This window comes from Pseudomonas sp. NPDC087346 (assembly GCF_044744235.1).
In the GTDB taxonomy this organism is placed as follows: Bacteria; Pseudomonadota; Gammaproteobacteria; order Pseudomonadales; family Pseudomonadaceae; genus Aquipseudomonas.
Genome location: NZ_JBIUXX010000031.1, coordinates 46,273 through 70,143 on the forward strand (window position 1 = coordinate 46,273; position 23,871 = coordinate 70,143).

The 23,871-nt window shown below is 56.2% G+C and carries 21 protein-coding genes and 2 pseudogenes; 12 read left to right on the forward strand and 11 right to left on the reverse strand.

The genetic code is table 11. The annotated features are described in order from the left end of the window. The 8 genes from ACIOZM_RS18765 to yccS all read left to right on the forward strand — a co-directional run. Positions 1–553 (forward strand): aldehyde dehydrogenase family protein (locus ACIOZM_RS18765; protein ID WP_401216291.1); only part of this gene is annotated, 553 nt, incomplete at its 5' end. Positions 554–729: 176 nt separating this feature from the next. Next, the gene (gene betA, locus ACIOZM_RS18770; RefSeq protein ID WP_401216292.1) at positions 730–2,433 is read left to right on the forward strand and encodes a choline dehydrogenase; all 1,704 of its coding nucleotides are present in this window, start codon (positions 730–732) and stop codon (positions 2,431–2,433) included. 284 nt (positions 2,434–2,717) lie between these two features. Further along, complete coding sequence (locus ACIOZM_RS18775) at positions 2,718–4,160, forward strand: TldD/PmbA family protein (protein ID WP_401216293.1); 1,443 nt, start codon at positions 2,718–2,720, stop codon at positions 4,158–4,160. Continuing rightward, entirely contained in the window at positions 4,160–5,497 is a 1,338-nt protein-coding gene (locus tag ACIOZM_RS18780; RefSeq protein WP_401216294.1) for a TldD/PmbA family protein, read from the forward strand. The genes ACIOZM_RS18775 and ACIOZM_RS18780 overlap by 1 nt, the downstream gene beginning before the upstream one ends. A 112-nt stretch (positions 5,498–5,609) precedes the next feature. Beyond that, positions 5,610–7,049, forward strand: coding sequence for a multidrug transporter subunit MdtD (gene mdtD, locus ACIOZM_RS18785; RefSeq protein ID WP_401216295.1), 1,440 nt, complete (start codon positions 5,610–5,612; stop codon positions 7,047–7,049). A 280-nt stretch (positions 7,050–7,329) separates the two neighbouring features. Continuing rightward, positions 7,330–8,715 carry an ATP-dependent RNA helicase DbpA gene (gene dbpA / locus ACIOZM_RS18790; protein WP_401216296.1) on the forward strand — a complete coding sequence of 462 codons (1,386 nt, stop codon included), beginning with the start codon at positions 7,330–7,332 and terminating at the stop codon, positions 8,713–8,715. A gap of 157 nt (positions 8,716–8,872) precedes the next feature. Beyond that, positions 8,873–10,051: an NAD(P)/FAD-dependent oxidoreductase gene (locus ACIOZM_RS18795; protein ID WP_401216297.1), complete on the forward strand. Its 1,179-nt coding sequence runs from the start codon at positions 8,873–8,875 to the stop codon at positions 10,049–10,051. A 228-nt stretch (positions 10,052–10,279) separates the two neighbouring features. Beyond that, the gene (gene yccS, locus ACIOZM_RS18800) at positions 10,280–12,472 is read left to right on the forward strand and encodes a YccS family putative transporter (RefSeq protein WP_401216298.1); all 2,193 of its coding nucleotides are present in this window, start codon (positions 10,280–10,282) and stop codon (positions 12,470–12,472) included. 118 nt (positions 12,473–12,590) lie between these two features. Here yccS and ACIOZM_RS18805 read toward each other — a convergent pair whose 3' ends face one another. Next, a complete protein-coding gene (locus ACIOZM_RS18805; RefSeq protein WP_401216299.1) occupies positions 12,591–13,328 on the reverse strand; it encodes a substrate-binding periplasmic protein in 738 nt (245 codons plus the stop codon). Positions 13,329–13,584: 256 nt separating this feature from the next. Here ACIOZM_RS18805 and ACIOZM_RS18810 point away from each other — a divergent pair, with 256 nt between their 5' ends. Beyond that, on the forward strand, positions 13,585–14,037 hold the full coding sequence (locus ACIOZM_RS18810; protein ID WP_401216300.1) for a GNAT family N-acetyltransferase: 453 nt from the start codon (positions 13,585–13,587) through the stop codon (positions 14,035–14,037). A 97-nt stretch (positions 14,038–14,134) separates the two neighbouring features. Here ACIOZM_RS18810 and ACIOZM_RS18815 read toward each other — a convergent pair whose 3' ends face one another. The 3 genes from ACIOZM_RS18815 to ACIOZM_RS18825 are packed head-to-tail and all read right to left on the reverse strand — an operon-like array spanning position 14,135 to position 17,115. After that, positions 14,135–14,431 (reverse strand): helix-turn-helix domain-containing protein, encoded by a 297-nt coding sequence (locus ACIOZM_RS18815; protein WP_401216301.1) that lies wholly within the window; start codon positions 14,429–14,431, stop codon positions 14,135–14,137. Between the two features lie 29 nt (positions 14,432–14,460). Beyond that, positions 14,461–14,952 carry a M48 family metallopeptidase gene (locus ACIOZM_RS18820; protein ID WP_401216302.1) on the reverse strand — a complete coding sequence of 164 codons (492 nt, stop codon included), beginning with the start codon at positions 14,950–14,952 and terminating at the stop codon, positions 14,461–14,463. A gap of 42 nt (positions 14,953–14,994) precedes the next feature. Continuing rightward, positions 14,995–17,115 carry a putative bifunctional diguanylate cyclase/phosphodiesterase gene (locus ACIOZM_RS18825; RefSeq protein ID WP_401216303.1) on the reverse strand — a complete coding sequence of 707 codons (2,121 nt, stop codon included), beginning with the start codon at positions 17,113–17,115 and terminating at the stop codon, positions 14,995–14,997. Positions 17,116–17,450: 335 nt separating this feature from the next. On the opposite strand from ACIOZM_RS18825, the gene ACIOZM_RS18830 reads away from it, so the two are divergent. After that, complete coding sequence (locus ACIOZM_RS18830) at positions 17,451–18,119, forward strand: polysaccharide lyase family 7 protein (RefSeq protein ID WP_401216304.1); 669 nt, start codon at positions 17,451–17,453, stop codon at positions 18,117–18,119. A 156-nt stretch (positions 18,120–18,275) separates the two neighbouring features. Here ACIOZM_RS18830 and ACIOZM_RS18835 read toward each other — a convergent pair whose 3' ends face one another. Next, the gene (locus ACIOZM_RS18835; protein ID WP_401216305.1) at positions 18,276–18,722 is read right to left on the reverse strand and encodes a hypothetical protein; all 447 of its coding nucleotides are present in this window, start codon (positions 18,720–18,722) and stop codon (positions 18,276–18,278) included. Between the two features lie 397 nt (positions 18,723–19,119). Beyond that, positions 19,120–19,514 (reverse strand): annotated as a pseudogene (locus tag ACIOZM_RS18840) (class II fructose-bisphosphate aldolase); the annotation flags it as partial. Between the two features lie 65 nt (positions 19,515–19,579). On the opposite strand from ACIOZM_RS18840, the gene ACIOZM_RS18845 reads away from it, so the two are divergent. Further along, on the forward strand, positions 19,580–19,831 hold the full coding sequence (locus tag ACIOZM_RS18845) for a helix-turn-helix domain-containing protein (RefSeq protein WP_401216306.1): 252 nt from the start codon (positions 19,580–19,582) through the stop codon (positions 19,829–19,831). A gap of 182 nt (positions 19,832–20,013) precedes the next feature. On the opposite strand, the pseudogene ACIOZM_RS18850 reads toward ACIOZM_RS18845, so the two are convergent. From ACIOZM_RS18850 to ACIOZM_RS18865, 4 genes and pseudogenes are all read right to left on the reverse strand, one after another. Further along, positions 20,014–20,388, reverse strand: a pseudogene (locus tag ACIOZM_RS18850) (DUF6124 family protein). Further along, positions 20,309–20,611 carry a ubiquitin-like protein gene (locus ACIOZM_RS18855; RefSeq protein WP_401216307.1) on the reverse strand — a complete coding sequence of 101 codons (303 nt, stop codon included), beginning with the start codon at positions 20,609–20,611 and terminating at the stop codon, positions 20,309–20,311. Before ACIOZM_RS18855 ends, ACIOZM_RS18850 begins: the two are co-directional and overlap by 80 nt. A gap of 167 nt (positions 20,612–20,778) precedes the next feature. After that, the gene (locus ACIOZM_RS18860) at positions 20,779–21,273 is read right to left on the reverse strand and encodes a peptidylprolyl isomerase (protein WP_401216308.1); all 495 of its coding nucleotides are present in this window, start codon (positions 21,271–21,273) and stop codon (positions 20,779–20,781) included. A gap of 236 nt (positions 21,274–21,509) precedes the next feature. Then, complete coding sequence (locus tag ACIOZM_RS18865) at positions 21,510–21,893, reverse strand: hypothetical protein (RefSeq protein WP_401216309.1); 384 nt, start codon at positions 21,891–21,893, stop codon at positions 21,510–21,512. Between the two features lie 737 nt (positions 21,894–22,630). Here ACIOZM_RS18865 and ACIOZM_RS18870 point away from each other — a divergent pair. Continuing rightward, positions 22,631–23,215 carry a hypothetical protein gene (locus ACIOZM_RS18870; RefSeq protein WP_401216310.1) on the forward strand — a complete coding sequence of 195 codons (585 nt, stop codon included), beginning with the start codon at positions 22,631–22,633 and terminating at the stop codon, positions 23,213–23,215. Positions 23,216–23,582: 367 nt separating this feature from the next. On the opposite strand, the gene ACIOZM_RS18875 is transcribed toward ACIOZM_RS18870, so the two are convergent. Continuing rightward, on the reverse strand, positions 23,583–23,871 hold a 289-nt coding region (locus tag ACIOZM_RS18875; protein ID WP_401216311.1), incomplete at its 5' end, for a class II fructose-bisphosphate aldolase.

Consider the following 23,871-nt stretch of genomic DNA (forward strand, 5'->3'; position numbering starts at 1 on the left):
CGAGCGCGTTGCACGCATCCGCGTTGGCAACCCGGAAGACGAGAACACCAACTTCGGCCCACTGGTCAGCTTCGCCCACATGGAAAGCGTGCTGGGTTACATCGCCAAGGGTAAAGAAGAAGGCGCCCGCGTTCTGTGCGGCGGCGACCGTCTGACCGACGGCGAATTCGCCAAAGGCGCATTCGTGGCTCCAACCGTGTTCACCGACTGCACCGACGAGATGACCATCGTTCGCGAAGAAATCTTCGGTCCAGTGATGGCGATCCTCTCCTACGAAACCGAAGAAGAAGTGATCCGCCGCGCCAACGACACCGACTTCGGCCTGGCCGCCGGTATCGTCACCAAAGACCTGAACCGCGCTCACCGCGTGATTCATCAACTGGAAGCCGGTATCTGCTGGATCAACGCCTGGGGCGAGTCCGACGCAAAAATGCCGGTTGGCGGTTACAAGCAGTCGGGCGTGGGTCGTGAAAACGGCATCAGCTCGCTGAACAACTTCACTCGCATCAAATCGGTACAGGTCGAGCTGGGCGATTACGTCTCGGTGTTCTAAGGCGTCAATCGCTTCGCCTGAAAGGCCTTCATCGCCAGCAGGCTAGCTCCCACAGGTTTGGTGTCATGCACCCAACCTGTGGAATTCCCCAATCTCTGTGGGAGCCAGCCTGCTGGCGATTGAGTGCACAGCACTCATCAGGCCTGACCTGACCAACTTCAAAGAGGGTGCATTCAATGTCCCAAGAATTCGATTACATCATCATCGGTGCCGGCTCGGCCGGTAACACCCTGGCGACCCGTCTGACTGAAGACGCTGGCGTCACCGTTCTGCTGCTCGAAGCAGGCGGCCCGGACTACCGTTTCGACTTCCGCACACAAATGCCGGCCGCTCTGGCGTTCCCGCTGCAAGGTCGTCGCTACAACTGGGCGTACGAAACCGATGCCGAGCCACACATGGACGGTCGCCGGATGGAATGCGGTCGCGGCAAAGGCCTCGGCGGTTCCTCGCTGATCAACGGCATGTGCTACATCCGTGGCAACGCGATGGACTACGACGGCTGGGCAAAACTGCCAGGCCTGGAAAACTGGTCCTACCTCGACTGCCTGCCGTACTTCCGTAAAGCGGAAACCCGCGACATCGGCCCAAACGACTACCACGGCGGCGAAGGCCCGGTCAGCGTGACCACGCCGAAGGCTGGCAACAACCCGCTGTTCCACGCCATGGTTGAAGCCGGCGTGCAGGCCGGTTACCCGCGCACCGAAGACTTGAACGGCTACCAGCAGGAAGGCTTCGGCCCGATGGACCGCACCGTAACGCCGAAAGGTCGTCGTGCCTCCACCGCCCGTGGCTACCTCGACACCGCGAAAAAGCGTTCGACCCTGACCATCGTCACCCACGCCTTGACCGACAAGATTCTGTTCGAAGGCAAGCGTGCCGTTGGCGTGCGTTACCTGGTCGGTGATGCCGAGGAACGCGTTGAAGTCAAAGCACGCAAGGAAGTCCTGCTGTGCTCCGGCGCCATCGCTTCGCCGCAAATCCTGCAGCGTTCCGGTGTCGGCCCTGCCGAACTGCTGAACTCGCTGGACATCCCGGTCGTTCACGATCTGCCGGGCGTTGGTGAAAACCTTCAGGATCACCTTGAGCTGTACCTGCAATACGCGTGCACTCAGCCAGTTTCCCTGTACCCGTCGCTGCTCTGGTACAACCAGCCGGCCATCGGTGCCGAGTGGCTGTTCAACGGCACCGGTATCGGCGCCAGCAACCAGTTCGAAGCCGGCGGTTTCATCCGTTCGCGTCCGGAATTCGAATGGCCGAACATCCAGTACCACTTCCTGCCGGTTGCGATTAACTACAACGGCAGCAACGGTGTGAAAGAACACGGTTTCCAGGCGCACATGGGTTCCATGCGTTCGCCGAGCCGTGGTCGCATCCAGGCCAAGTCGAAAGACCCGCGCCAGCACCCGAGCATTCTGTTCAACTACATGGCCACCGAACAGGACTGGCAGGAATTCCGCGACGGCATCCGCCTGACCCGTGAAATCATGCAACAGCCGGCACTCGACGCCTTCCGTGGTCGCGAAATCAGCCCGGGCATCGACGTCCAGTCCGATGAGCAACTGGACAAGTTCATCCGCGAGCACGCCGAAACCGCGTTCCACCCGTCCTGCTCGTGCAAGATGGGCACCGACGAGATGGCTGTGGTTGATGGCGAAGGCCGCGTGCATGGCATGCAGAGCCTGCGTGTGGTCGATGCTTCGATCATGCCGATCATCACCACCGGTAACCTCAACGCGCCGACAATCATGATCGCCGAGAAAATCGCCGACAAGATCCGTGGTCGTCAGCCATTGGCACGTAGCCAGGCTGCTTACTACGTGGCGGGCGATACGCCGGTGAAGGGCAAGCCGATGCGTGATATCACCCCGGCTGCTCAGTAACATCGTTACACCGCGTCACGGCTGATCGCTGGCAAGCCAGCTCCCACAGGGTTTTGTGTCGTTCACAGTTATTGTGATCACCCCATAACCTGTGGGAGCCTGGCTTGCCAGCGATGAGGCCCTACAAATCAACACCCATCTCCCTGCTTCCCCCAGTAAATCTTCCTACACCCCCTCTTCACTTGATCCTACCCCCACGCAGGCCTACTCTAGACCTCGCGCAACCGTTTCACCCCTCCCCGCCAAATCGCCGCACCGCTACTCCATAACAAGGAGGTTCCCGAATGTTCGATTTCCACCCCCAGCTCAAGCAGCGCTTCGCTGCCTTGCGCACGGGCGCTGAATTCTTTTCCCTGCGATACGTCCGCGAGTCAGGCCAATACCTGTCGGTGCGCAAGAACGTCGCCGAACCGCCGAGCATGAGCCGCGACGAAGGGGCGATGCTTACCGTGCGGGTCAACGGGGTCGAGGCTTACGCCGCCACCAACGATCTGTCGCAGCAAGGTCTGCAAGCCGCGCTCGAACGCGCCGAGCAACAGGCCCGGCGAATCAAGCCTTACGCCTTGCTCGATCTGCGCGAACAGCCGGTATCCAGCGACCGCGCTGACTACCTTTCGCCGAACTTCGAACAGCCCTTCCCGTCCCTGAGCGATTGCTACGATCTGCTCGGCACGGAATCCGCCTCGGTGCCAAAGGATGAGCGCCTGGTGAACTGGCAGGTCAGCGTCGGCATTACCAACGTCGAGCAGATCTACCTGAGCAGTGCCGGCGCCGAACTGCGCCAGGCCCAGCGCTTCGTCTATCCGAGCCTTGAAGTCACTGCCTACGACGGCAACGACAGCCAGACTCGCAGCCTCGGTCGCGAGAACTTCGGTCAACAAGGTGGCGCTGACGTAATCAGCCGTTGCGGACTGGTCGGCGCCGGACCGAAAGTAGCCGATCAGGCTCTGCAATTGTTGCTCGCGCCGAACACTCCGCAGGGGCCGCGCGATCTGCTGTTGATGCCGGATCAGATGATGCTGCAGATCCACGAATCCATCGGTCACCCGCTGGAGCTGGACCGGATTCTCGGCGACGAACGCAATTACGCCGGTACCAGTTTCGTCAAAGCCGAAGACTTTGGCAGCCTGCAATACGGCTCGAAACTGCTCAACGTAACGTTCGACCCGGGTATCCCCGAAGAACTCGCCAGCTACGGGCATGACGACGACGGCACGCTGGCCAGCAAACAATTCCTGATCCGTGAAGGCTTGCTGCTGCGGCCACTGGGCGGCGCGCTGTCGCAGTTCCGCGCCGGCCTCGACGGTGTTGCCAACAGCCGCGCCTGCGGCTGGAACCGCGCACCAATCGATCGCATGGCCAATCTCAACATCGAGCCGGGCGACCAGTCGCTGGAGCAGATGATCGGCGGCATCGAACACGGCATTCTGATGAGCACCAACCGTTCGTGGTCGATTGACGATGCGCGCAACAAATTCCAGTTCGGTTGCGAATGGGGTCGGTTGATCGAAAACGGTGAGCTCAAAGGCATCGTGAAAAACCCCAACTACCGGGCAATTTCCGCGCAATTCTGGAAAAGCCTGCGCGACGTCGGCGATGCCAGCACCGTGAAAGTGCTCGGCACACCGAATTGCGGCAAGGGCGAACCGAACCAGGTGATCCGCGTCGGCCATGCTTCGCCGGCCTGTGTATTCAGCAACGTTGATGTATTTGGGGGAGACGCCTGATGAGTACAGTCAAAAGTCAGGCTGAGGCCTTTAAAGTGCTGGTCAACTGGCTGCGCGACACCGTGCGTGAGCCGGAGCAGTTCACCCTGAGCTTTGCCGGCGAGTCTTCGGCGTTTGTCCGTTTCAATCACGCCAAGGTGCGTCAGGCCGGGCAAGTGCAACAGGCCGGCGTCGGCCTGAAACTGATCAACGATGGCCGCCACGCCGACCTGCAGATCACCCTGTCCGGCGAGCCGGAAACCGATCTGCAACGCCTCGCCGAAGGTCTGCAACAACTGCGCGAAATCCTCCCGCTGCTGCCGCAGGACCCGTATCTGCTGCTCAATCACAACGGTTGGCAGAACAACAACGTTCAGGAACATCCGCTGCCGGACACCGAACAAGTGGTGGCAGAAATCGCTCGCGAGGCGGAAGGTCTCGACCTGGTCGGCTTCTATGCTGCGGGGCCGATTTCCCGTGGTTTCGCCAGTTCGTCGGGCGCTTTCGGCTGGCATCAGGCCAACAGCTTCAACTTCGATTTCAGTCTGTTCCACGAAAACGGTCAGGCGGTGAAAGCCAGCTATGCCGGGCATGACTGGAGCAGCGAAGGTTTCGCCGCGCGCATCGGTCAGGCGCGTGAGCAACTGGAGTTTCTCGGCCGTCCGCTGCGCACTTTGGCGCCGGGGCAATACCGCGCTTATCTGGCACCGGCCGCACTCGAAGAGATCATGAGCATGCTGTGCTGGGGCGGGTTCTCGGCGCAGTCGATTGCCAGCAAGAGCAGTCCGCTGCAAAAGCTCTATGCCGGTGATCAGGCGCTGAGTCCGCTGGTGTCGCTCGACGAGAAAGTCAGCGGTTCGCTGAGCCCGGCGTTTTCCGGCGAAGGTTATCCGCGCAGCGATTTGCGCCTGATCATCGAAGGCAAGGCCGGCGAGCAATTGGTCGGTTCGCGCAGTGCTGCCGAGTATGGTCTGACCGCCAACGGCGCCAGTGGCGGTGAAGCGCCGAGTGCGCTGAACATGGCTGCCGGTGATCTGCCGCAAGCCGAGATTCTCAAGCAGTTGGGCACCGGGCTGTACATCAGCAATCTTTGGTACCTGAACTACTCGGATCAACCGGCCGCGCGGCTGACCGGCATGACCCGGTTTGCCACGTTCTGGGTCGAGAACGGCGAGATACAGGCGCCGGTCAGCACCATGCGTTTTGACGACAGTGCCTACAGCCTGCTCGGTTCGCAGCTCGAAGCGCTGACTGCGGAACGCGAAATGCTCCTGTCGGCCAGCACCTATAGCCAGCGCAATACTTCCTCGGCATTGCTGCCGGGCGCGCTGGTGAGCCGACTGACCCTGACCCTGTAAAAGCATCGCGAGCAGGCTCACTCCTACATTGGATTTGTGGTCGACACAGAATAAATGTAGGAGCGAGCCTGCTCGCGATGAGGCCTTCACTGACTCCACAACAAGAGGTTCCATGCCCAACCGCCCGCCTCTCGACGCCATCACCGCCCGCTGGTTGCCGTGGGTCGTCGCCATTGCTTTCTTCATGCAGTCCCTCGACGGGACCATCCTCAACACCGCACTGCCGGCCATGGCCCGCGATCTGGCCGAAGACCCGTTGCGCATGCAGGGCGTGATCATCGCCTACATGCTCACCGTGGCCCTGCTGATCCCGGCTTCCGGCTGGATCGCCGACCGCTTCGGCACCAAGAAGATCTTCTTCGGCGCCATCCTGTTGTTCAGCTTCGGTTCATTACTCTGCGCAATGTCGAACAGCCTGAGCATGTTGATCGGCGCACGGGTGATTCAGGGGCTCGGCGGCGCATTGATGCTGCCGGTCGGGCGACTGGTGGTGCTGCGCGCCTACCCGCGTTCGGAACTGGTGCGGATCATGGGCTTCATCACCATTCCCGGTCTGCTCGGTCCGTTGATCGGCCCGACCATGGGCGGCTGGATGGTGGAATACCTGACGTGGCACTGGATCTTCCTGATCAATTTGCCGGTGGGTCTGATTGGTTGCTACGCGGTGTGGAAGTTCATCCCTGACCTGCGCGGCACCGAACGCACGCGCTTCGACAGTCTCGGCTTCCTGCTATTCGGCGCGGCAATGATCCTGATCACCATCGCCATGGAAGGACTCGGCGAACTGCACCTGCCGCACTTGCGGGTGATGTTGCTGCTGTTCGGCGGCATGGCCTGTCTGGCGGCGTACTGGCTGCGCGCCGGGCACATCGACAATCCGTTGTTCTCGCCGTCGCTGTTCAAGACCCGTACCTTTGCCGTCGGCATTCTCGGCAACCTGTTCGCCCGTCTGGGCAGCGGCGCCCTGCCGTTTCTGGTGCCGTTGCTGCTGCAAGTGGCGCTGGGTTATTCGCCGTCGCAAGCCGGGATGAGCATGCTGCCGCTGGCGGCGGCGGCAATGCTTGCCAAGTGGATGGCGCGACCGCTGATCGAACGTCTTGGCTATCGCATCGTGCTGACCGGCAACACGCTGGCGCTGGGGATCATGCTGGCGAGCATGGGTCTGGTCAGCGAGCAGACGCCGTACTGGCTGCTGCTGTTACTGCTGGCGATACTCGGCGCGATCAATTCGCTGCAATTCACCGCGATGAACACCGTGACCCTGATCGACCTCGACGACGCCAGCGCCAGCAGCGGCAACAGCCTGCTGTCGGTGGTCGCGCAGTTGTCGCTGAGTCTCGGCGTTGCCTGTGCCGGCGCATTGCTCGGCGGCTTTACGGCGGAGGTCGGCAATGACGGCGTCGAGACCGTGCTGGGCGCGTTCCAGCTGACCTTCGTCACGGTAGGCGTCATGGCGATGCTGGCAGCGACGATCTTCTCGCAACTGTCGAAAGAAGACGGCCGACGCGTCAAACGCCCGGAAGAACACCCGGATGAACACATCGAACACTAGACAGTGTCATGCCTTGTGAAGGCTCTTGTGGCGAGGGGATTTATCCCCGTTAGGTTGCGCAGCAGCCCCAAAAAGGCTGAATGCGGTCTGTCTGTCAGATTGGGGGTGGCTGATTTCGGGGGTGCTGCGCAACCCAACGGGGATTAATCCCCTCGCCACAGGTTTTGCACTCGGCTGTAAAGCTTTGAGCTGGGGATTGCGCACTGTTCGTCCAGAACTTTCGAGGAAAGTGGCACGGGGCTGGTACACTGCGCGACATTTTGTTTTGCAGGCCAGTCCCGTGACCACCATCGCCACCGCTTTTAACACTCTGCCGCTGTCCGCCGCCATGCTGGCTAACCTCGAATCTCTCGGTTATACCCAGATGACGCCGATCCAGGCGCAGAGCTTGCCGGTGATCCTCAAGGGGATGGACCTGATCGCCCAGGCCAAGACCGGCAGCGGCAAAACCGCTGCTTTCGGCATCGGCTTGCTGAACCCGATCAATCCGCGCTACTTCGGTTGCCAGGCGCTGGTGATCTGCCCGACTCGCGAGCTGGCTGACCAGGTTGCCAAGGAAGTTCGCCGTCTGGCGCGCGCCGAAGACAACATCAAGGTCCTGACTCTGTGCGGCGGCGTGTCCTTCGGCCCGCAGATCGCTTCGCTGGAACACGGCGCGCACATCATCGTCGGCACCCCGGGGCGTATCCAGCAACACCTGCGCAAAGGTTCGCTGGTACTGGATGGCCTGAACACGCTGATCCTCGACGAAGCTGACCGCATGCTCGACATGGGTTTCTACGACGCCATCGAAGACATCATCGAAAAGACCCCGGCACGTCGTCAGACCCTGCTGTTCTCCGCGACTTATCCGGTGGGCATCAAGCAACTGGCCTCGAAATTCATGCGTGACCCGCAAACGGTCAAGGCCGAAGCGTTCCACGACGACACACAGATCGAGCAGCGTTTCTACGAGATTTCCCCGGAAGATCGCATGGGTGTTGTGACCAAGGTCCTGCACCACTTCCGTCCTGCATCTTGCGTGGCGTTCTGCTTCACCAAGCAGCAGGTTCAAGAAACCGTTGATCACCTGACCGCCAAAGGCATCTCCGCCGTCGGCCTGCACGGCGATCTGGAACAGCGTGATCGCGACCAGGTACTGGCGATGTTCGCCAACCGCAGCACTTCGGTACTGGTTGCTACTGACGTTGCCGCCCGTGGTCTGGACATCGATGCGCTGGACATGGTGATCAACGTCGAACTGGCGCGTGATTCGGAAATCCACATTCACCGCGTTGGCCGTACCGGTCGTGCTGGCGAAAAAGGTATCGCGATCAGTCTGGTTGCGCCGGGCGAAGCACACCGCGCACAAGCGATCGAACAACTGCAGAAGTCGCCGTTGAACTGGGCTCAGGTTGATGACCTCAAGTCCCAGGGTCTTGCCCCGTTGCAGCCGCCGATGACCACCCTGTGCATCGGTGCTGGCCGTAAAGACAAAGTCCGTCCGGGCGACATTCTTGGCGCACTGACTGGCGATGCCGGGATTCCGGGCGCGCAGGTTGGCAAGATCGCGATCTTCGACTTCCAGGCTTATGTGGCTGTTGAACGTACCGTGGCCATGCAGGCCTTGCAGCGTTTGAACGACGGCAAGATCAAAGGCCGCTCGCTGCGCGTGCGCATTTTGTAATCGATCTTCCATCCAACGAAGATCCCTGTGGGAGCGGGCTTGCCCGCGATGACGGACTGGCAGACAACATCTATGTTGAATGTGCCGACCTCATCGCAGGCAAGCCCGCTCCCACATGGGTCGTCGGTGAATTTGAAATTTGTGTGAGGACACCGTTTTGCGCTCTACCGAAGTCGTGATCATTGGCGCTGGCGCCGCAGGGTTGATGTGCGCACTGACCGCCGCCGGGCGCGGGCGTCAGGTGATGCTGCTCGACCATGCCAACAAGGCTGGCAAGAAAATCCTGATGTCGGGCGGTGGCCGCTGCAATTTCACCAACATGTACACCGAACCCAACAATTTCCTGTCGCAGAACGCGCATTTCTGCAAATCCGCACTGGCGCGGTACACCCAGTGGGATTTCATCGGCATGGTCGGCAAGCACGGCGTGCCGTACCACGAGAAAAAACTCGGCCAACTGTTCTGCGATAACAAATCCAGCGACATTCTCGGCATGCTCCTCGACGAGTGCGATCAGGTCGGCGTCAGCCTGCATCTGGACACCTCGATCCAGACCATCGAGAAAGTCGAAAGCGGCTACCTTCTCGATACCACCCTCGGCCAGATCCAGTGTCAATCGCTGGTGATCGCCACTGGCGGCCTGTCGATCCCGACGCTGGGCGCGACCGGTTTCGGCTATCAGGTAGCCAAACAGTTCGGCCACGAGCTGCTGCCGACCCGCGCCGGTCTGGTGCCGTTTACCATCACCGATCAGCTCAAGGATTTGTGCACCGAGCTGTCGGGCACTTCGGTGGATTGTCTGGTGAGCTGCAACGACCAGAGCTTTCGCGAGAACATCCTGTTCACTCACCGTGGCCTCAGTGGCCCGGCGATCTTGCAGATTTCGTCGTTCTGGGAATCGGGCGACACGGTCGAGATCAACCTGCTGCCGGATCACGACGCGGCAGACTGGCTGCAACAGCAACTGGCGGAACGTCCGAACAGCGAGTTGAAGACTTTGCTCGGTGAAATCTTCACCAAGAAAATGGCCAACCTGCTGGCGGACAACTGGTTTGTCTCGAAACCGATGAAGCAGTACACCCACGCTGAACTGGCGGAAATCGCCGACAAGCTTGGCAGCTGGAAAGTGGTGCCGGCCGGCACTGAAGGCTATCGCACCGCTGAGGTGACACTGGGTGGCGTCGATACTCGCGAAGTCTCGTCGAAGACCATGGAATCGCTGAAAAGCCCCGGTCTGTATTTCATCGGCGAAGTGCTCGATGTCACCGGGCATCTGGGCGGCTTCAACTTCCAGTGGGCCTGGGCCTCAGGCTACGCCGCTGCGCAATACGCCTGAGCCAAAGCCAAATACAAATCCCTGTGGGAGTGAGCCTGCTCGCGATTGCAATCTGTCAGTCAATAATTTGAGACTGACCCACCGCAATCGCGAGCAGGCTCACTCCTACATTTGTAATGCGTGCAGCAGTAAGGAACACTTTTTGCTGTCAGATGTGATCGGCGCCATTGCGTCGGCGTCATTACTGGCTCAATTTAGCGGCATCGCCTCGGAAGGCCTTCGCACTTCATGTCCTCGACCTCGTTTCGACAGTCTTTACGGCGCCTGTGGGCGCTGGATAAATTCAGCTACAGCGTGCGGGTGTTCATCGCCCTGACCGGCAGCATGGCGCTGTGTTGGTATCAGGATGAAATGGGCTTGTTGATCCCGTTGTTCCTGGGGATTATCGCCAGCGCCCTGGCCGAGACCGACGACAGTTGGCAGGGCCGCCTCAACGCGCTGGCGGTAACGCTGGTGTGCTTCAGCGTCGCCGCGCTGTCGGTGGAATTGCTGTTCCCCTACCCCATCATTTTTGCGATTGCCCTCGCACTGGCGAGCTTCGGCCTGACCATGCTCGGCGCGCTCGGCGAACGTTATGGCGCGATTGCCTCGGCAACCTTGATTCTGTCTGTGTACACGATGATCGGCGTCGATCAGCGTGGCGGCGCGGTCACTGATTTCTGGCACGAACCGATGCTGCTGGTGGCCGGTGCCGCTTGGTACGGCTTGCTCTCGGTGTTGTGGCAGGCGATGTTTTCCAATCAGCCGGTGCAGCAGAGTCTGGCGCGGTTGTTCCGTGAACTGGGGTTTTACCTCAAGCTGAAATCCTCGCTGTTCGAGCCGATCCGCCAGATGGATGTCGAAGCGCGACGGCTGGAACTGGCGCAGCAAAACGGCCGTGTCGTGGCCGCGTTGAACAGCGCCAAGGAAATCATTCTGCACCGGGTCGGCAACGGTCGGCCCGGTTCGAAAGTCAGCCGCTACCTGAAGCTGTATTTCCTCGCGCAGGACATTCACGAGCGCGCCAGCTCCTCGCACTATCCGTACAACGCGCTGGCCGATGCGTTCTTCCACAGCGACGTATTGTTCCGCTGCCAGCGCCTGCTGCGCCAGCAAGGCAAAGCTTGCCGCGCACTCGCCGAATCGATCCAGATGCGCCAGCCGTTCATCTACGACGCGACGTTTGCCGAAGCCCTGAGCGATCTGCACGCCTCCCTCGAACACCTGCGCATCCAGAGCAACCCGGCGTGGCGCGGATTGCTGCGCTCACTGCGCGCACTGGCGGCCAACCTCGGCACGCTCGACCGCTTGCTCAGTGACGCGAGCAATCCCGACGCGCTGGCCGATGCCACTGACAGCAGCCTGCTCGACCGTTCGCCGCGCAGTCTGAAAGACGTGTGGATTCGCCTGCGCACGCAACTGACGCCGACGTCGCTGCTGTTCCGCCATGCCCTGCGCCTGCCGCTGGCCTTGAGCATCGGTTACGGCATGGTGCATCTGATTCACCCGTCGCAGGGTTACTGGATCATTCTGACCACGCTGTTCGTCTGCCAGCCGAACTACGGCGCAACCCGCCGCAAACTCGGCCAGCGGATTCTCGGCACGGCCATCGGCCTGACCGTGGCGTGGGCACTGTTCGATCTGTTCCCGAGTCCGCTGGTGCAATCGTGCTTCGCCATCGCTGCCGGCGTGGTGTTCTTTATCAACCGCACCACGCGCTACACCCTGGCGACGGCGGCGATCACCATCATGGTGTTGTTCTGCTTCAATCAGGTCGGAGACGGTTACGGTCTGTTTTTGCCGAGGCTGTTCGATACCTTGCTCGGCAGCTTGATCGCGGGTCTGACGGTGATCCTGTTCCTGCCCGACTGGCAGGGCCGGCGCCTGAACAAAGTGCTGGCCAACACCCTGACCTGCAACAGCATCTATCTGCGACAGATCATGCAGCAATACGCCGCTGGCAAGAGCGACGACCTCGCCTATCGCCTCGCCCGGCGCAACGCGCACAACGCCGATGCAGCGCTGTCGACGACGCTGGCGAACATGCTGATGGAGCCGGGGCATTTCCGCAAAGAAGCGGATGTCGGGTTCCGCTTTCTGGTGCTCTCGCACACGTTGCTCAGTTACTTGTCAGGGCTTGGCGCGCACCGGGAAACCCAGTTGCCGGAAGACGTGCGTGAACAGTTGATCGACGGCGCGGGGGTGAAACTGGCGGCGAGCATCGATGAGATCGCCCAAGGGCTGGCGAGCAAACAGCCGATCGCGATTCAGAGCGATGAAGAAGAAGCGCTGGCCAATGAGCTGGAACAGATGCCCGACGAGATTGATGAAGGGCAGCGGCTGGTGCAGACGCAATTGGCTTTGATCTGCCGGCAGTTGGGGCCATTGCGCACGTTGGCGGCGCATTTGATCAAGGATACCAGCGAAGATGGTGGCGCCTGACAGGACGCCATCGCCAGCAGGCTGGCTCCCACAGTGGGATGTATTGCAAATTCCAAATGTGGGAGTCAGCCTGCTGGCGATGAGGCCATCAGTCATAGAGCAAACTCAGGATCAGCCCTCACATCCCATGCTGCCTCAGCAACTTGTCATAACTCCCATCCGCCTTCATCGCCGCAATCGCCTTATCAAACCCCGCGACAATCTGCTCATGCTCTGGATTCTTCAGGCTGACCAATATATGCAGGCTGTTCTCACTCAAAGGCTTGGGCAAAAACTCCACAGCATTACGCACTTTCGGTGATTCGCGCGCCAGGTAATACCGGGCGACGTATTCATCTTCCAGCGTCAACTTGACCCGATCCGCCGCCAGCATGCGCACGGCCATGGCGAAATTATGCACCGGGACTTTCTGCAGCGCGGTGTCGGCATCAAATGCTTGCGAATACGCGTAACCGCGCACCACCGCTATCGGATAAGTGTGCAATTGCTGCAAGTTGCTGTATTCGACGGGCGTGTCTTTGCGCTTGATAAAGCGGATGCGGTTGAGCAGATATTCATCGGAAAACTGCCCTAGTTTGGTCCGATCGTCGTTGTACCAGGCGTTGACCAGCACGTCGTAGCGCCCTTCGCCAACGCCCAGCAGCGCGCGCGCCCATGGCACCTGTTCGTAGCCGCTGGGATAACCGGCCCGGGCCAGCGCGGTGCTGACGATGTCGGTGGCCAATCCACCATTGACCAGCGTGTCGTCTGTAAACGGCGGCCAGATATCGAACACCAGCCGCAGCTTTTCCGCTGCGGCGGTTTGCGCAAGCAAGAGCAGTCCGATCAGAGCAATGGCTCGATGCAATCGTGGCATGCTTGAAAATCCTTAGCGGGCAGACTGCCCGACGTGTTTTCAGTCAAAACCCCAAGGCCCCTTACCGGCGAAACCCAGGCCCTAACATTAGCTCATTGAAGCCAGTGCACAGCGCTTCCCAGCAGATTACACAAAGTAGGCCGCATCGCGAGAAAGGAATGATGGCATTTTGACCTTTGTCACAGACTCTTACGCCATACAGACATCTTTGGTCTGGGCGCTTAGTATCGGGCGACGACGTTCAAGGAATCGGAAGATGACAATCGAGTGGATCTGCAAACATCACAGCGACCTGGGCATAGAACAGCTCTACACCCTTCTCAAGTTGCGCGCAGAAGTGTTCGTGGTCGAGCAAAAGTGCGCCTATCTGGACCTCGACGGCCAGGATCTGGACGGTGACACCTATCACTTGATGGGCTGGGAAGATGATCAACTGGTCGCCTACCTGCGCCTGCTGGACCCGGAATCCCAGGGCGGCGACGTGGTGATTGGCCGTGTGCTGACTTCGGCGCAGGGCCGGGGCAAAGGTTTGGGACACGAGATGATGGAACAGGCGCTGAAACAGGCCGAGAAGCACTGGCCGCAAGTGCCGGTGTATCTGTCGGCGCAAGCACATTTGCAGGGGTATTACGGCAAGTACGGATTTGTGGTGGCGGGTGAGGAATATCTGGAGGATGACATTCCGCACATAGGCATGCGCCGGGCCTGAGGTCTTATCGCGAGCAGGCTCACTCCTACAGTTGAAACGCATTCCCCTGTAGGAGTGAGCCTGCTCGCGATGGCGTCAGCCATATCTACACGAAAAATCAGGGATACCCCAACACCGCCTTGATCTGCCGCAAATTACGCTCGATCCAGCCGCGATCGATCGCCCCCCAGTCACGTACCCGATAACGCCCCGCATGGTTACGTGCGCCATCTTCCTGCTCGAATTCACAGACGATATCCAGATCCGCCAGCGCGGCAATCGTGTCCTGCGCCGTCCGGCGTGGCATGCCCGTGACTTCCGTCAGCGCCGGCACGCTACTGGCCAGCCCACTGTCGATCAGATACGCCACATACAGGCGACGATAGAAGCTGCTTTTGGTCTTGCTGACGTCCATGCATGCGCTCCGCGCTTATAGAAGATCTGTCACTGCATATCCCGCCAAGTCAGGTACACCCGCAGATCGAACTCGATCTGGTGATACCCCGGCAGCATGTGCTCACACAATTTGTAGAACGCCTTGTTGTGATCCGATTCCTTGAAGTGCGCCAGCTCATGCACCACGATCATTTTCAGGAAGTCCGGCGCAGCCTCCTTGAACAACGAGGCGATACGAATCTCTTTCTTGGCCTTGAGCTTGCCGCCCTGCACCCGCGAAACCGTGGTGTGCAGGCCGAGGGCGCGGTGGGTCAGGTCGAGGCGATTATCGAACAAAACCTTGTCGATGGCCGGCGCGTTGCGCAGGTATTCCTGCTTCAGATCCAGCGCGAAGGTGTACAGCGCCTTGTCGCTCTGCACATCGTGCCGACCCGGGTAACGTTGGTTCAGGTAATCACCGAGACGCCCTTCGGCGATCAGTTGGCGCACTTGATCCTGCAATTGTGCGGGATAGGCCTGGAGGTATTTCAACGCAGTCATGAGCGGGCGACACACATCTGAAAGAGCGCCAGTGTAACGAATTCAACCGGGCAACGCGCTCCAGTCAAAGGGCTCGGCAAAGCTTGCGACATCCTCGGCGATCAACGGACGCGCCACCAGGAAACCTTGCACGTACTCGCAACCGTGGGCCTGTAGCCATTGATACTGCTCGATGGTTTCCACACCTTCGGCAATCACCAGCAACCCGTATTGCTTGCACAAGTTGATCACGTTGCTGACCAGTGCGGCGTCGCGGGTCGAGTCCGGCAGCCGCGCAATCAAGTGCCGGTCAAGCTTGAGCGTATCCAGTTCCAGATCGCGCAGATGTGCCAGCGAGCAAGGCCCCGAACCAAAATCATCCAGCGCCACCCGCACCCCCAGATTGCGCAACAACCGCAGCTGTTTGCGGGTTTCGTCAGGGTTGTGCATCAGCGCCTCTTCGGTGATTTCCACCTCCAGTTGCCGAGGCTGCAACGCATGGCGCTCAAGTACCTGACGCAATTCAGTGACCAGGTTCGGCATTCCAAACTGGGTGTTGCTCAGACTCACGCCGAGCACCAGATCTTCGGCAAACAAGGTTTCCCAGGCTTTACGCTGCCCGGCGCCGCGATGATAAATCCAGCTGCCGAGCCGACTGATCAGCCGCGCTTCTTCCAGCAACGGCAGAAACAGCCCCGGAGGCACATCGCCGACACTCGGGTGCTGCCAGCGCAGCAGCGCCTCGAAGCCGCGAATCTGCCCGCTGTCGATGGCCACCTGCGGTTGATACACCAGATTGAAATCGCGATTCTCGATGGCGCTGCGCACGCTCTCTTCGAGCATCAGTCGTGAGCGTGCGCGGCCATTCATTTCATGATCATAAAACCGATACTGCTGACGCCCCGCGCGTTTGGCTTCGTACATGGCAATGTCTGATGCGCGCAGCAAACCGTCGAGATTCGAACCGCAATCCGGATACGTGGCGATGCCGATACTGGCGCCGAGGGCGATATCCAGACCTTCAATCTGCTGACAGATCGACACCCGCTCAATCAGCTTCTCGGCAATCTTCGCTGCCTGCTCGGGAAACTCCAGATCGAGCAGCGCGGTAAATTCATCGCCACCCATCCGCGCCAGAATGTCGAACGGCCGCAGGCATGCCTTCAATTGCTCCGAGACCCAGCGCAGCACCCGGTCGCCGGCATCGTGACCAAGGGAATCGTTAACCCGTTTGAAGCCATCGAGATCAAGATAAAGCAGCACCCAACTGCTGTCGCTGCGCTCACCGCGCAGCAGCAGGTTTTCCACGGTCTGATAGAAACCGCGACGGTTGAGCAGCCCGGTCAGCGGATCAGTGACCGCTTGAAACTCAAGCTGCTGATGCAGATGGCGTACCACCGACATGTCCAGCACCGTTACCACCATTGCCCGCTGCTCGGACGGCAGCGGCGCACAGGAAAGCGCCACTGGCACCTGCTGACCCGGTGCCGTGCGCAACAGCGCATCATGCAAGCGCAGAGTTTCACCTCGCTTGTAGCCGGCATAAAACTCCGAATCGGCCCACAACGGAATGTGTGGCTTCTGTAGGTAATCGAGAAACTCCTTGCCCTCCAACTCCTTCACTGGCGCATTGAGCAGCCGTGAAATCGCCGGATTGGCAAAGCGAATCAGGCCATCCTCGCCGAGCACCACAATGCCCTCGGCAGCGTTATCCAGCACCGAGGCGTTGAAGGCGCGCGCCACTTCAAGATCATGCGTCAGCTGTTGCAAGGCACGGCGATTGCGCTGGTGTTCCAGCAATGCCTGTACTTTGGGCTTGAGAATCTGCGGATCGAAGGGTTTGAACAGGTAATCCACCGCGCCATTGGCGTAGCCCTTGATCACCGCGTCCTGGGATTTTTCGTTGGCGGTCAGGAAAATAATCGGAGTAAGTCGCGTGCGCTGGCTGCCGCGCATCAACCGTGCAACTTCAAAACCATCCATGCCCGGCATCTGCACGTCCAGCAGCACCAGATCGACTTCGTGTTCAAGCAACAGGTTCAGCGCCTCGAAGCCCGAGGCAGCGGTCATGACCAACCAATCCTGACGTTGCAGCAACGCGCGCATGCTGATCAGGTTTTCAGGGTAATCATCGACGATCAAAAGGACTGAGTGGCCTTCACCTGGCTGGGGTTGCGCGTCCATGCTGCTTCTCTTGTCGAAACATCTCTTATCCGGGCGGGGCCGGCTTTCGGTAAAAACCGTACATATACTGAGCCTTCACTCTAGTCCGGGATCTGTAAAAGCAGAAGCTGTCACCCGGCCATCACCGGGGCAAAGCCGCGTTTAGCCGACTAACGGTCACGCCTGAAGCCCCCGGAAACCGGCGAAGATGGCATTTCGACAGGATGTTGGCGCCAATCATCCGCCAAACGGGCGTTAACAAAATAAGCCTCTACGCTTATAAAGGCCGCCCCCAAAAGGCGCGGGCTAGAGCTTCTGGCACCCGCGTTCAGGATGAACAGAGTGGAAGAACCGACATGATCGATCTCGCAACCTGGAACCTCAGCGTTCCCGTCGGCAGTCCGCCGTACACCGTTGAAACCTCGAAACTGGTGGATGGCTTCAAAGATCAGTACTTCCATTCCGACACCGGAACACTGTTTTTCTGGTCACCGGTTACCGGGTCAAAAACCGAAAACGCGATCTACCCCCGCACCGAACTGCGCGAAACCTACAGCAACGGCACTCTGCGCAACTGGTACTACCCGGATGCCGACAACCTGCTGCGCGCCACCCTCGCGATAAACAAAGTGCCAAGCTCCGGCAAAATCGTTATCGGCCAGATCCACGCCTACGAAAGCCAACGCCCACTGGTCAAACTCGAATACCAATACAAAGACAAAACCCAGACCGGCAATCTGGTGATCAAAGTACGCATGCACCCCGATGACGAAGAAAGCCGCGTCATCACCCTCGCCACCGGCATCAAACTCGACAACGAATTCAACTACCTCATCCACCTCAGCCCCGGCGGCGCACTGGGCGTGAGTGCGGCGGGTTATCAGTGGGATTCACAGATCAGCGCGACGTGGCGGGTGAAACCGCTGTACTTCAAGGCTGGGGTTTATGTGCAGGACAACACTGGGTACACCAGTGAGGGTGGGCAGGTGACGTTTACCAAACTGGATATTGATCACGACAAGTGACATCGGCGGCTTCAGACCTATACAAAATCCTGTGGGAGCGGGCCTGTTCCCACAGGGGATCAACTGCGTGATGAAGATTAAAGGGGGTGTCTAGTCCTGAAACAGGTAAAAACCTATTTCAGGACTAGAGCCCTTGTTCTCCTTTCCCGACCCTTCCTACGAAGCAGAAGGAGAGAAATTTACATAAAACACCCCATCCGTAACTGCGAGCCCCTTATTCTCTGGTTCCTTATGAAATCTAAATTTTCCACTAACAACTCCCGAGCTATTTTTTTCCAGTACAAATAATCCAGATTGAGGTTTCCATGCAGGGGCATATCGCGCGTCGCATACAAACTGAACAACATTGGGGAAATCGGGATAATAGGGATATGTACCTGGAGGAAGATCTTTGGAGAATAAAAACCAAATATCTTCAGAATGATGTTCAGTATGCACGCTTGAATGCACATAAATGTTGTCAGAGTAATCTCCATAAAGATGGGTAGATTTATACTCAGCCTTCTCTTCGCCATTCTCGCCATCTTCGCCGTACAAGGTACAGCTAACCTCGCCACTGAGTTCATGCTTCTTAAACTTATCACGGACATCAATAGATTTCATATCAGCCTCTCCATTACATAAAATGAACAACAACCAGTAAAGCGAGGGATAAAATATCTTCATCCATACATATTCATTGATTGCATTGAGAAGATAGGCCGCAACGAATTTAAAATCACCTGTAAGAAATGACAGTTCTTTATACGATTTCGAAATAAACTACACAAATTAGGCAATCGTTAACGAAATTTATTTCCTATCAAACAGACCTGTACATTCGGCAAAATCGAGCACGGGGAAAAATGTCACAAATATCGGACTAATCGAGAGTAATACTAAAAAATCCTTTTTAACGGCATTTTTAGCCGCCAGCCGTTAATTTGCTCACAATGAAAAATTCCACACAAAAAAAACGCCTCTCGGCGGATTTCTCATAAAAGCAGCTCAACCCCCAGGCTTAGTTAACCTTGGCGTTCAGCTCACCTTTCAGATAACGCTGATACATCGCTTCCAGCGAGATCGGCTTGATCTTCGAAGCATTACCGGCAGTGCCGAAAGCCTCATAACGAGCGATACACACATCACGCATCGCCGTTACGGTCGCGCCGAAGAATTTACGTGGGTCGAATTCGCTCGGGTTGGTGGCCATCAGACGACGCACGGCGCCGTGAGATGCCAGACGCAGGTCAGTGTCGATGTTGACCTTGCGCACGCCGTACTTGATGCCTTCAAAGATTTCTTCAACCGGCACGCCGAAGGTTTCTTTGATGTCACCGCCGTGCTGTTGATGATCGCCAGCCGTTCTGATGGCATCTATAGGGAACCGTGAACCACCCAATGGCTGCTGCCAATAATTCGCAGTGGATGGAATGTTGCGTATACGCTACCTTTGACCACAAATGTTGCGGTAGCAGAACATGGATCATTCTCTAGTAATTAGCCGTCTCGGCACCCAATTACGTGAAAAGCGTATAAATCGTGGGCTGACACAAGCGCAGCTTGCCAACCTCGCGGGACTGACGCGGTATAAAGTCATCGCAGTAGAAAAAGGCACCCTTTCTGTCGGGATGATCGCCTATGCGCGAGTTCTGGGTGCTCTGGATTGTGAGCTCGCTGTCGTTCCAGCAGCAATGCCGACACTTGAAGAGCTTGGGGACTTGTTCGAATGATAATGACCTCGCTCAAAGTCAGTACGCCTGAAGGGGCTAGTGGCAGGCTTTTCGGCGATAGCGAGGATTACACGTTCCGTTATCACGAAGATGCGTTACCCGAGATGGCGATCAGGATTAACATCCAGCATTTGTGCCGACTGCCCCACCGCCATCGCGAGCAGGCTCACTCCTACAAGGGTTCAACTGGGTATTAAAGACTGTGTCACTTCGACATTATCCAGCACCCGATTCTCCGCCAGTTCAGCCTGCGTGATGACTTGCTGAATCGCCTAGAAACGTACGTCGTTGGGGCTGTCGAGACTCGCCGCGATGTCACTGGTCATGATGCTCGCAGAGGCCAGCGACTCACAAGCATGAACCAGCAGACTTTCGTTGCCCATACCCGGGTTGACCTGGAACATCGTGCAGGGTTTATGAAACTTCAGGGTGGTGGCGTTCGGCTCGAGGTAGTGGTCGAGCGCTCGTTCGGCGGCGTCATGTAGCTTTTTTGAGTCGAGGGATTCGTAGGGCGACGTAGATTCCGGCTCGAGGGGATTGAGTGTTGGTTTGATCATGGTGAAACCCCAAGTGAGACATTGAGCTGCCACTGATCGCTGCGACGCGAAGGGGGAGGCAGCTGTGCGCGAGGTCGCGGACCGGATCACTTTCTCCCACGCCACGAAAATAATGAATCCGACGAACCAAGTACAGCGCCGCACCCTCTTCTATGCCGTAATCCAATAACGTCCTACCATCCTCAAGCTGTTTGCCAGCAGATATAAGCCGCTGCTGACGCAATGCCTTCCATCCTGGAACTTTGCTTTTACATTTTCGATCGAGTCATTGGATTCAACGCAAAGCTGCGCTGTCTTACTGCCACTGATAGTTTGTATGAAAATTCATAAGCGGAGGGGCCTTCTTCAATGATCATTGTCTGCACAAAGCACAATATTCGTTTCCGGCCGCTAAAGCTGACCGCAGTCATCAATTATGACTTTCTTTTGAGGTTTACCGGATAGCGACCCCATGCTCTCAATGACTTTGACTACATCCATGCCTTCGACGACTTTTCCAAACACCACGTTTTTTCCATCCAGCCAACTAGTATTCACAGTGGTTATGAAGAACTGACTGCTATTGGTATCTTGACCACAATTGGACATGGAAAGAACACCTGGACGGTCGTGCCTCAAGATGAAGTTCTCGTCATTGAATATGCTGCCGTAGATCGACTTCCCCATGGTGCCATCGCCTTTCATGAAGTCTCCACCTTGTAAAGCCATTTGAGAAGTGATCCGATGAAAGCAAGATTTCTTGTAACCGAAGCCTTTTTCACCGGTGCAAAGGGCGCGGAAGTTTTCTGTAGTTATTGGTACCACGTCATCAGACAATTCCATAACGATGCGACCGATTGGCCGGCCATCGGCGATCATATCGAAAACACTTTGTGTATTAACCATGGGGCACCTTGTTTTCAGATAAATGGGACAAAGTTACTTACTTCGATCATGACCGGCTGAAAAAGCATCTAAAGGCGAGGCATCTACGGTAGGATTATCAACACCTCAACTGACTTCGCCCACCTCCACTAATTTTTAAAAAAAGCCCTGCAGCGTATACCAGCAGGGCTTTTCAATCATACGACCCATCTGTTGGTGTCCGGCATTGCACAGATATTTATTAAAAACACCAACATTTAAACCTGTTTTTTTGGAACCCACTTCCACACTGCTCTATTCTTTAGCTCTTCCTCATATGCAGCTTTAAAGCTGTCATAGCTATAGAGCACCCCATCCCCTCGTTTATAGCTACCTGCTTTCATCTGAGAAATAATATCGGCAGCCTTCTGCTGGCTAAACTGATTACCACCTAATGTAGGAAATACAACACCTCCGCGCTGGCCTTCCATGTAATCAATTTCCGAAAATATATTAGTATTTACATAATCATGAGTTTTTGCCTTTTCCTCCAGTTCTTTTTGCTCTTCAGCCTGTTTTCTTTGTTGATTATCATACTGAATTTTTTGCTCTTCCGGCGTCAGTTCTTTCCGACCATACTTATCGCGATTACCGTATAACATGATTTTAGACCTCTTAAAAAACTAAAAAAAATCCATAAAGACAACAATATTGGGTAGCTCCATTCAATCTGCCGACCTTCAGCTACGCATTAATATAACCATCCAGCCTCACTGGGACACCTGTAATAAATGACAGTTTTTTATAAATTTTTGCTATAAGAGATATAACCACTTTCAAGTCCACTAATAAATTGGCGGTAAACACCATATAAAATTGGACAGATTAATTTAATTCAGCCCTGATCAAATAACATCTCTCGTTGAATTTGCAGATACGACTTAACCAAAATCCATAGCACAATTTGCTGGGTGGCTTCCATTCTTGGTGGAGTGTGGATCAATCAGATCCCTGGATTGCTATAGCATTCTTATGGAAGCGTCACTTCAGACTGTGAACTGTATTTGGTTAGAAACGCATTTTCAATGCGGACAATTGATGAGGGATACGCGATTCACTGATGAATCGAGCATATTTTAAGCTACGTGTATCAACACGGGCGGGTGGCTGACCGCTCAAAAACAAGCCTAAGAAAAAACAAATCTGATTCAATTATCAAATATAACCATGCGACTTAAGACCCCACCCTTCAACCTATATAGCGAAACAAGCTAAAAACCTGTCAACTCTGACAGGTGAATAACTGACCAAAAAAAACTATTCTAGCCCGGAAAAGAACCAACAAAAAAATAGCCTTCTTACTCTATTATTTTTCAAAAAATAACGCAGGTGCAAAAAAATGGACGATAAAGAAAAATCATTTGTTGGAACGCTACATTGCGATGGCAACAATTTTTCCGCTAGCATTGGCTTTCAAAAGGCATACTCAGAGACTGTCATTCCTAAAAGTGAAAACTCGAGTAGACCTCCTGATCCTTACCGCGCCATTCACCACGAAACAGTCGACAAATTATACGCCAGCTCTTATAAAAACGCTGAACCTACTCTGTTTTACTTCCGGCACATCAACGGAGGAGAGTACGCTGTTTATAGCAGATCCCCCAGCTTTCATTCTGGGAAACACTTATGCATAAACAACAGCGGAGTGATTTCTGCATCAGATGTTCAGGCGGAGATTAATTATTTTTCCTTTCAACAGAATGGACAGAGAATTCAGATTCACGAAAAAATCGGGGAAGAAATTCTTGCTGAGTTTGTCTGCAAAGATGGAGGCATTGAATTCCATAACATAGAAAACCCCACCGACGACATAAATCTCACGGCTCAAGTAGTGAGCAAAGGCGGTCGCGGCCCACTGGGTAACATCAGACTGAAAGTTATTAAGCGAGATGTTGACTGGCTGAGCGCAAACACAAAAAACTAATACTATATAGCGGTAGTCTTTTATAAAAACCGACCCTCGGCGGTTTTTTAAGCATCATTTCATTTAGACCTATCACCTTACCCAAGATGATAGGTCTAAATGAAATGATAGGAACCTTTATTACTGGCTTGGAATTAGTTTCCAAACATGGCGGAATAGAGCTTCACAAAAAAATAGTACGCCCAGGGAGCAACAGGGATAGTCAATGGGCAGCATATGTTTGCACACAGGGAGGCGATGTCGGACTTGTCGGAGCTAATATCGAATTGCGTATTGAAGCAAGAAAAGTTGAGTAGCTTGAATTATGCAAACCATAAAAAACCCGCCTCACGGCGGGTTTTTCATCAACGCAGCTTAACGCTCAGTCTTAGTTGACCTTGGCGTTCAACTCGCCTTTCAGATAACGCTGATACATCGCTTCCAGCGAGATCGGCTTGATCTTCGAAGCGTTGCCGGCGGTGCCGAAAGCTTCATAACGAGCGATACATACATCGCGCATCGCAGTCACGGTCGCGCCGAAGAATTTACGTGGGTCGAATTCGCTCGGGTTGGTGGCCATCAGGCGACGCATTGCGCCAGTGGATGCCAGACGCAGGTCGGTGTCGATTTTGTTCTTTAGTACTGTGTGATTTTTTGATTTGTTTTTTTGTTTAATT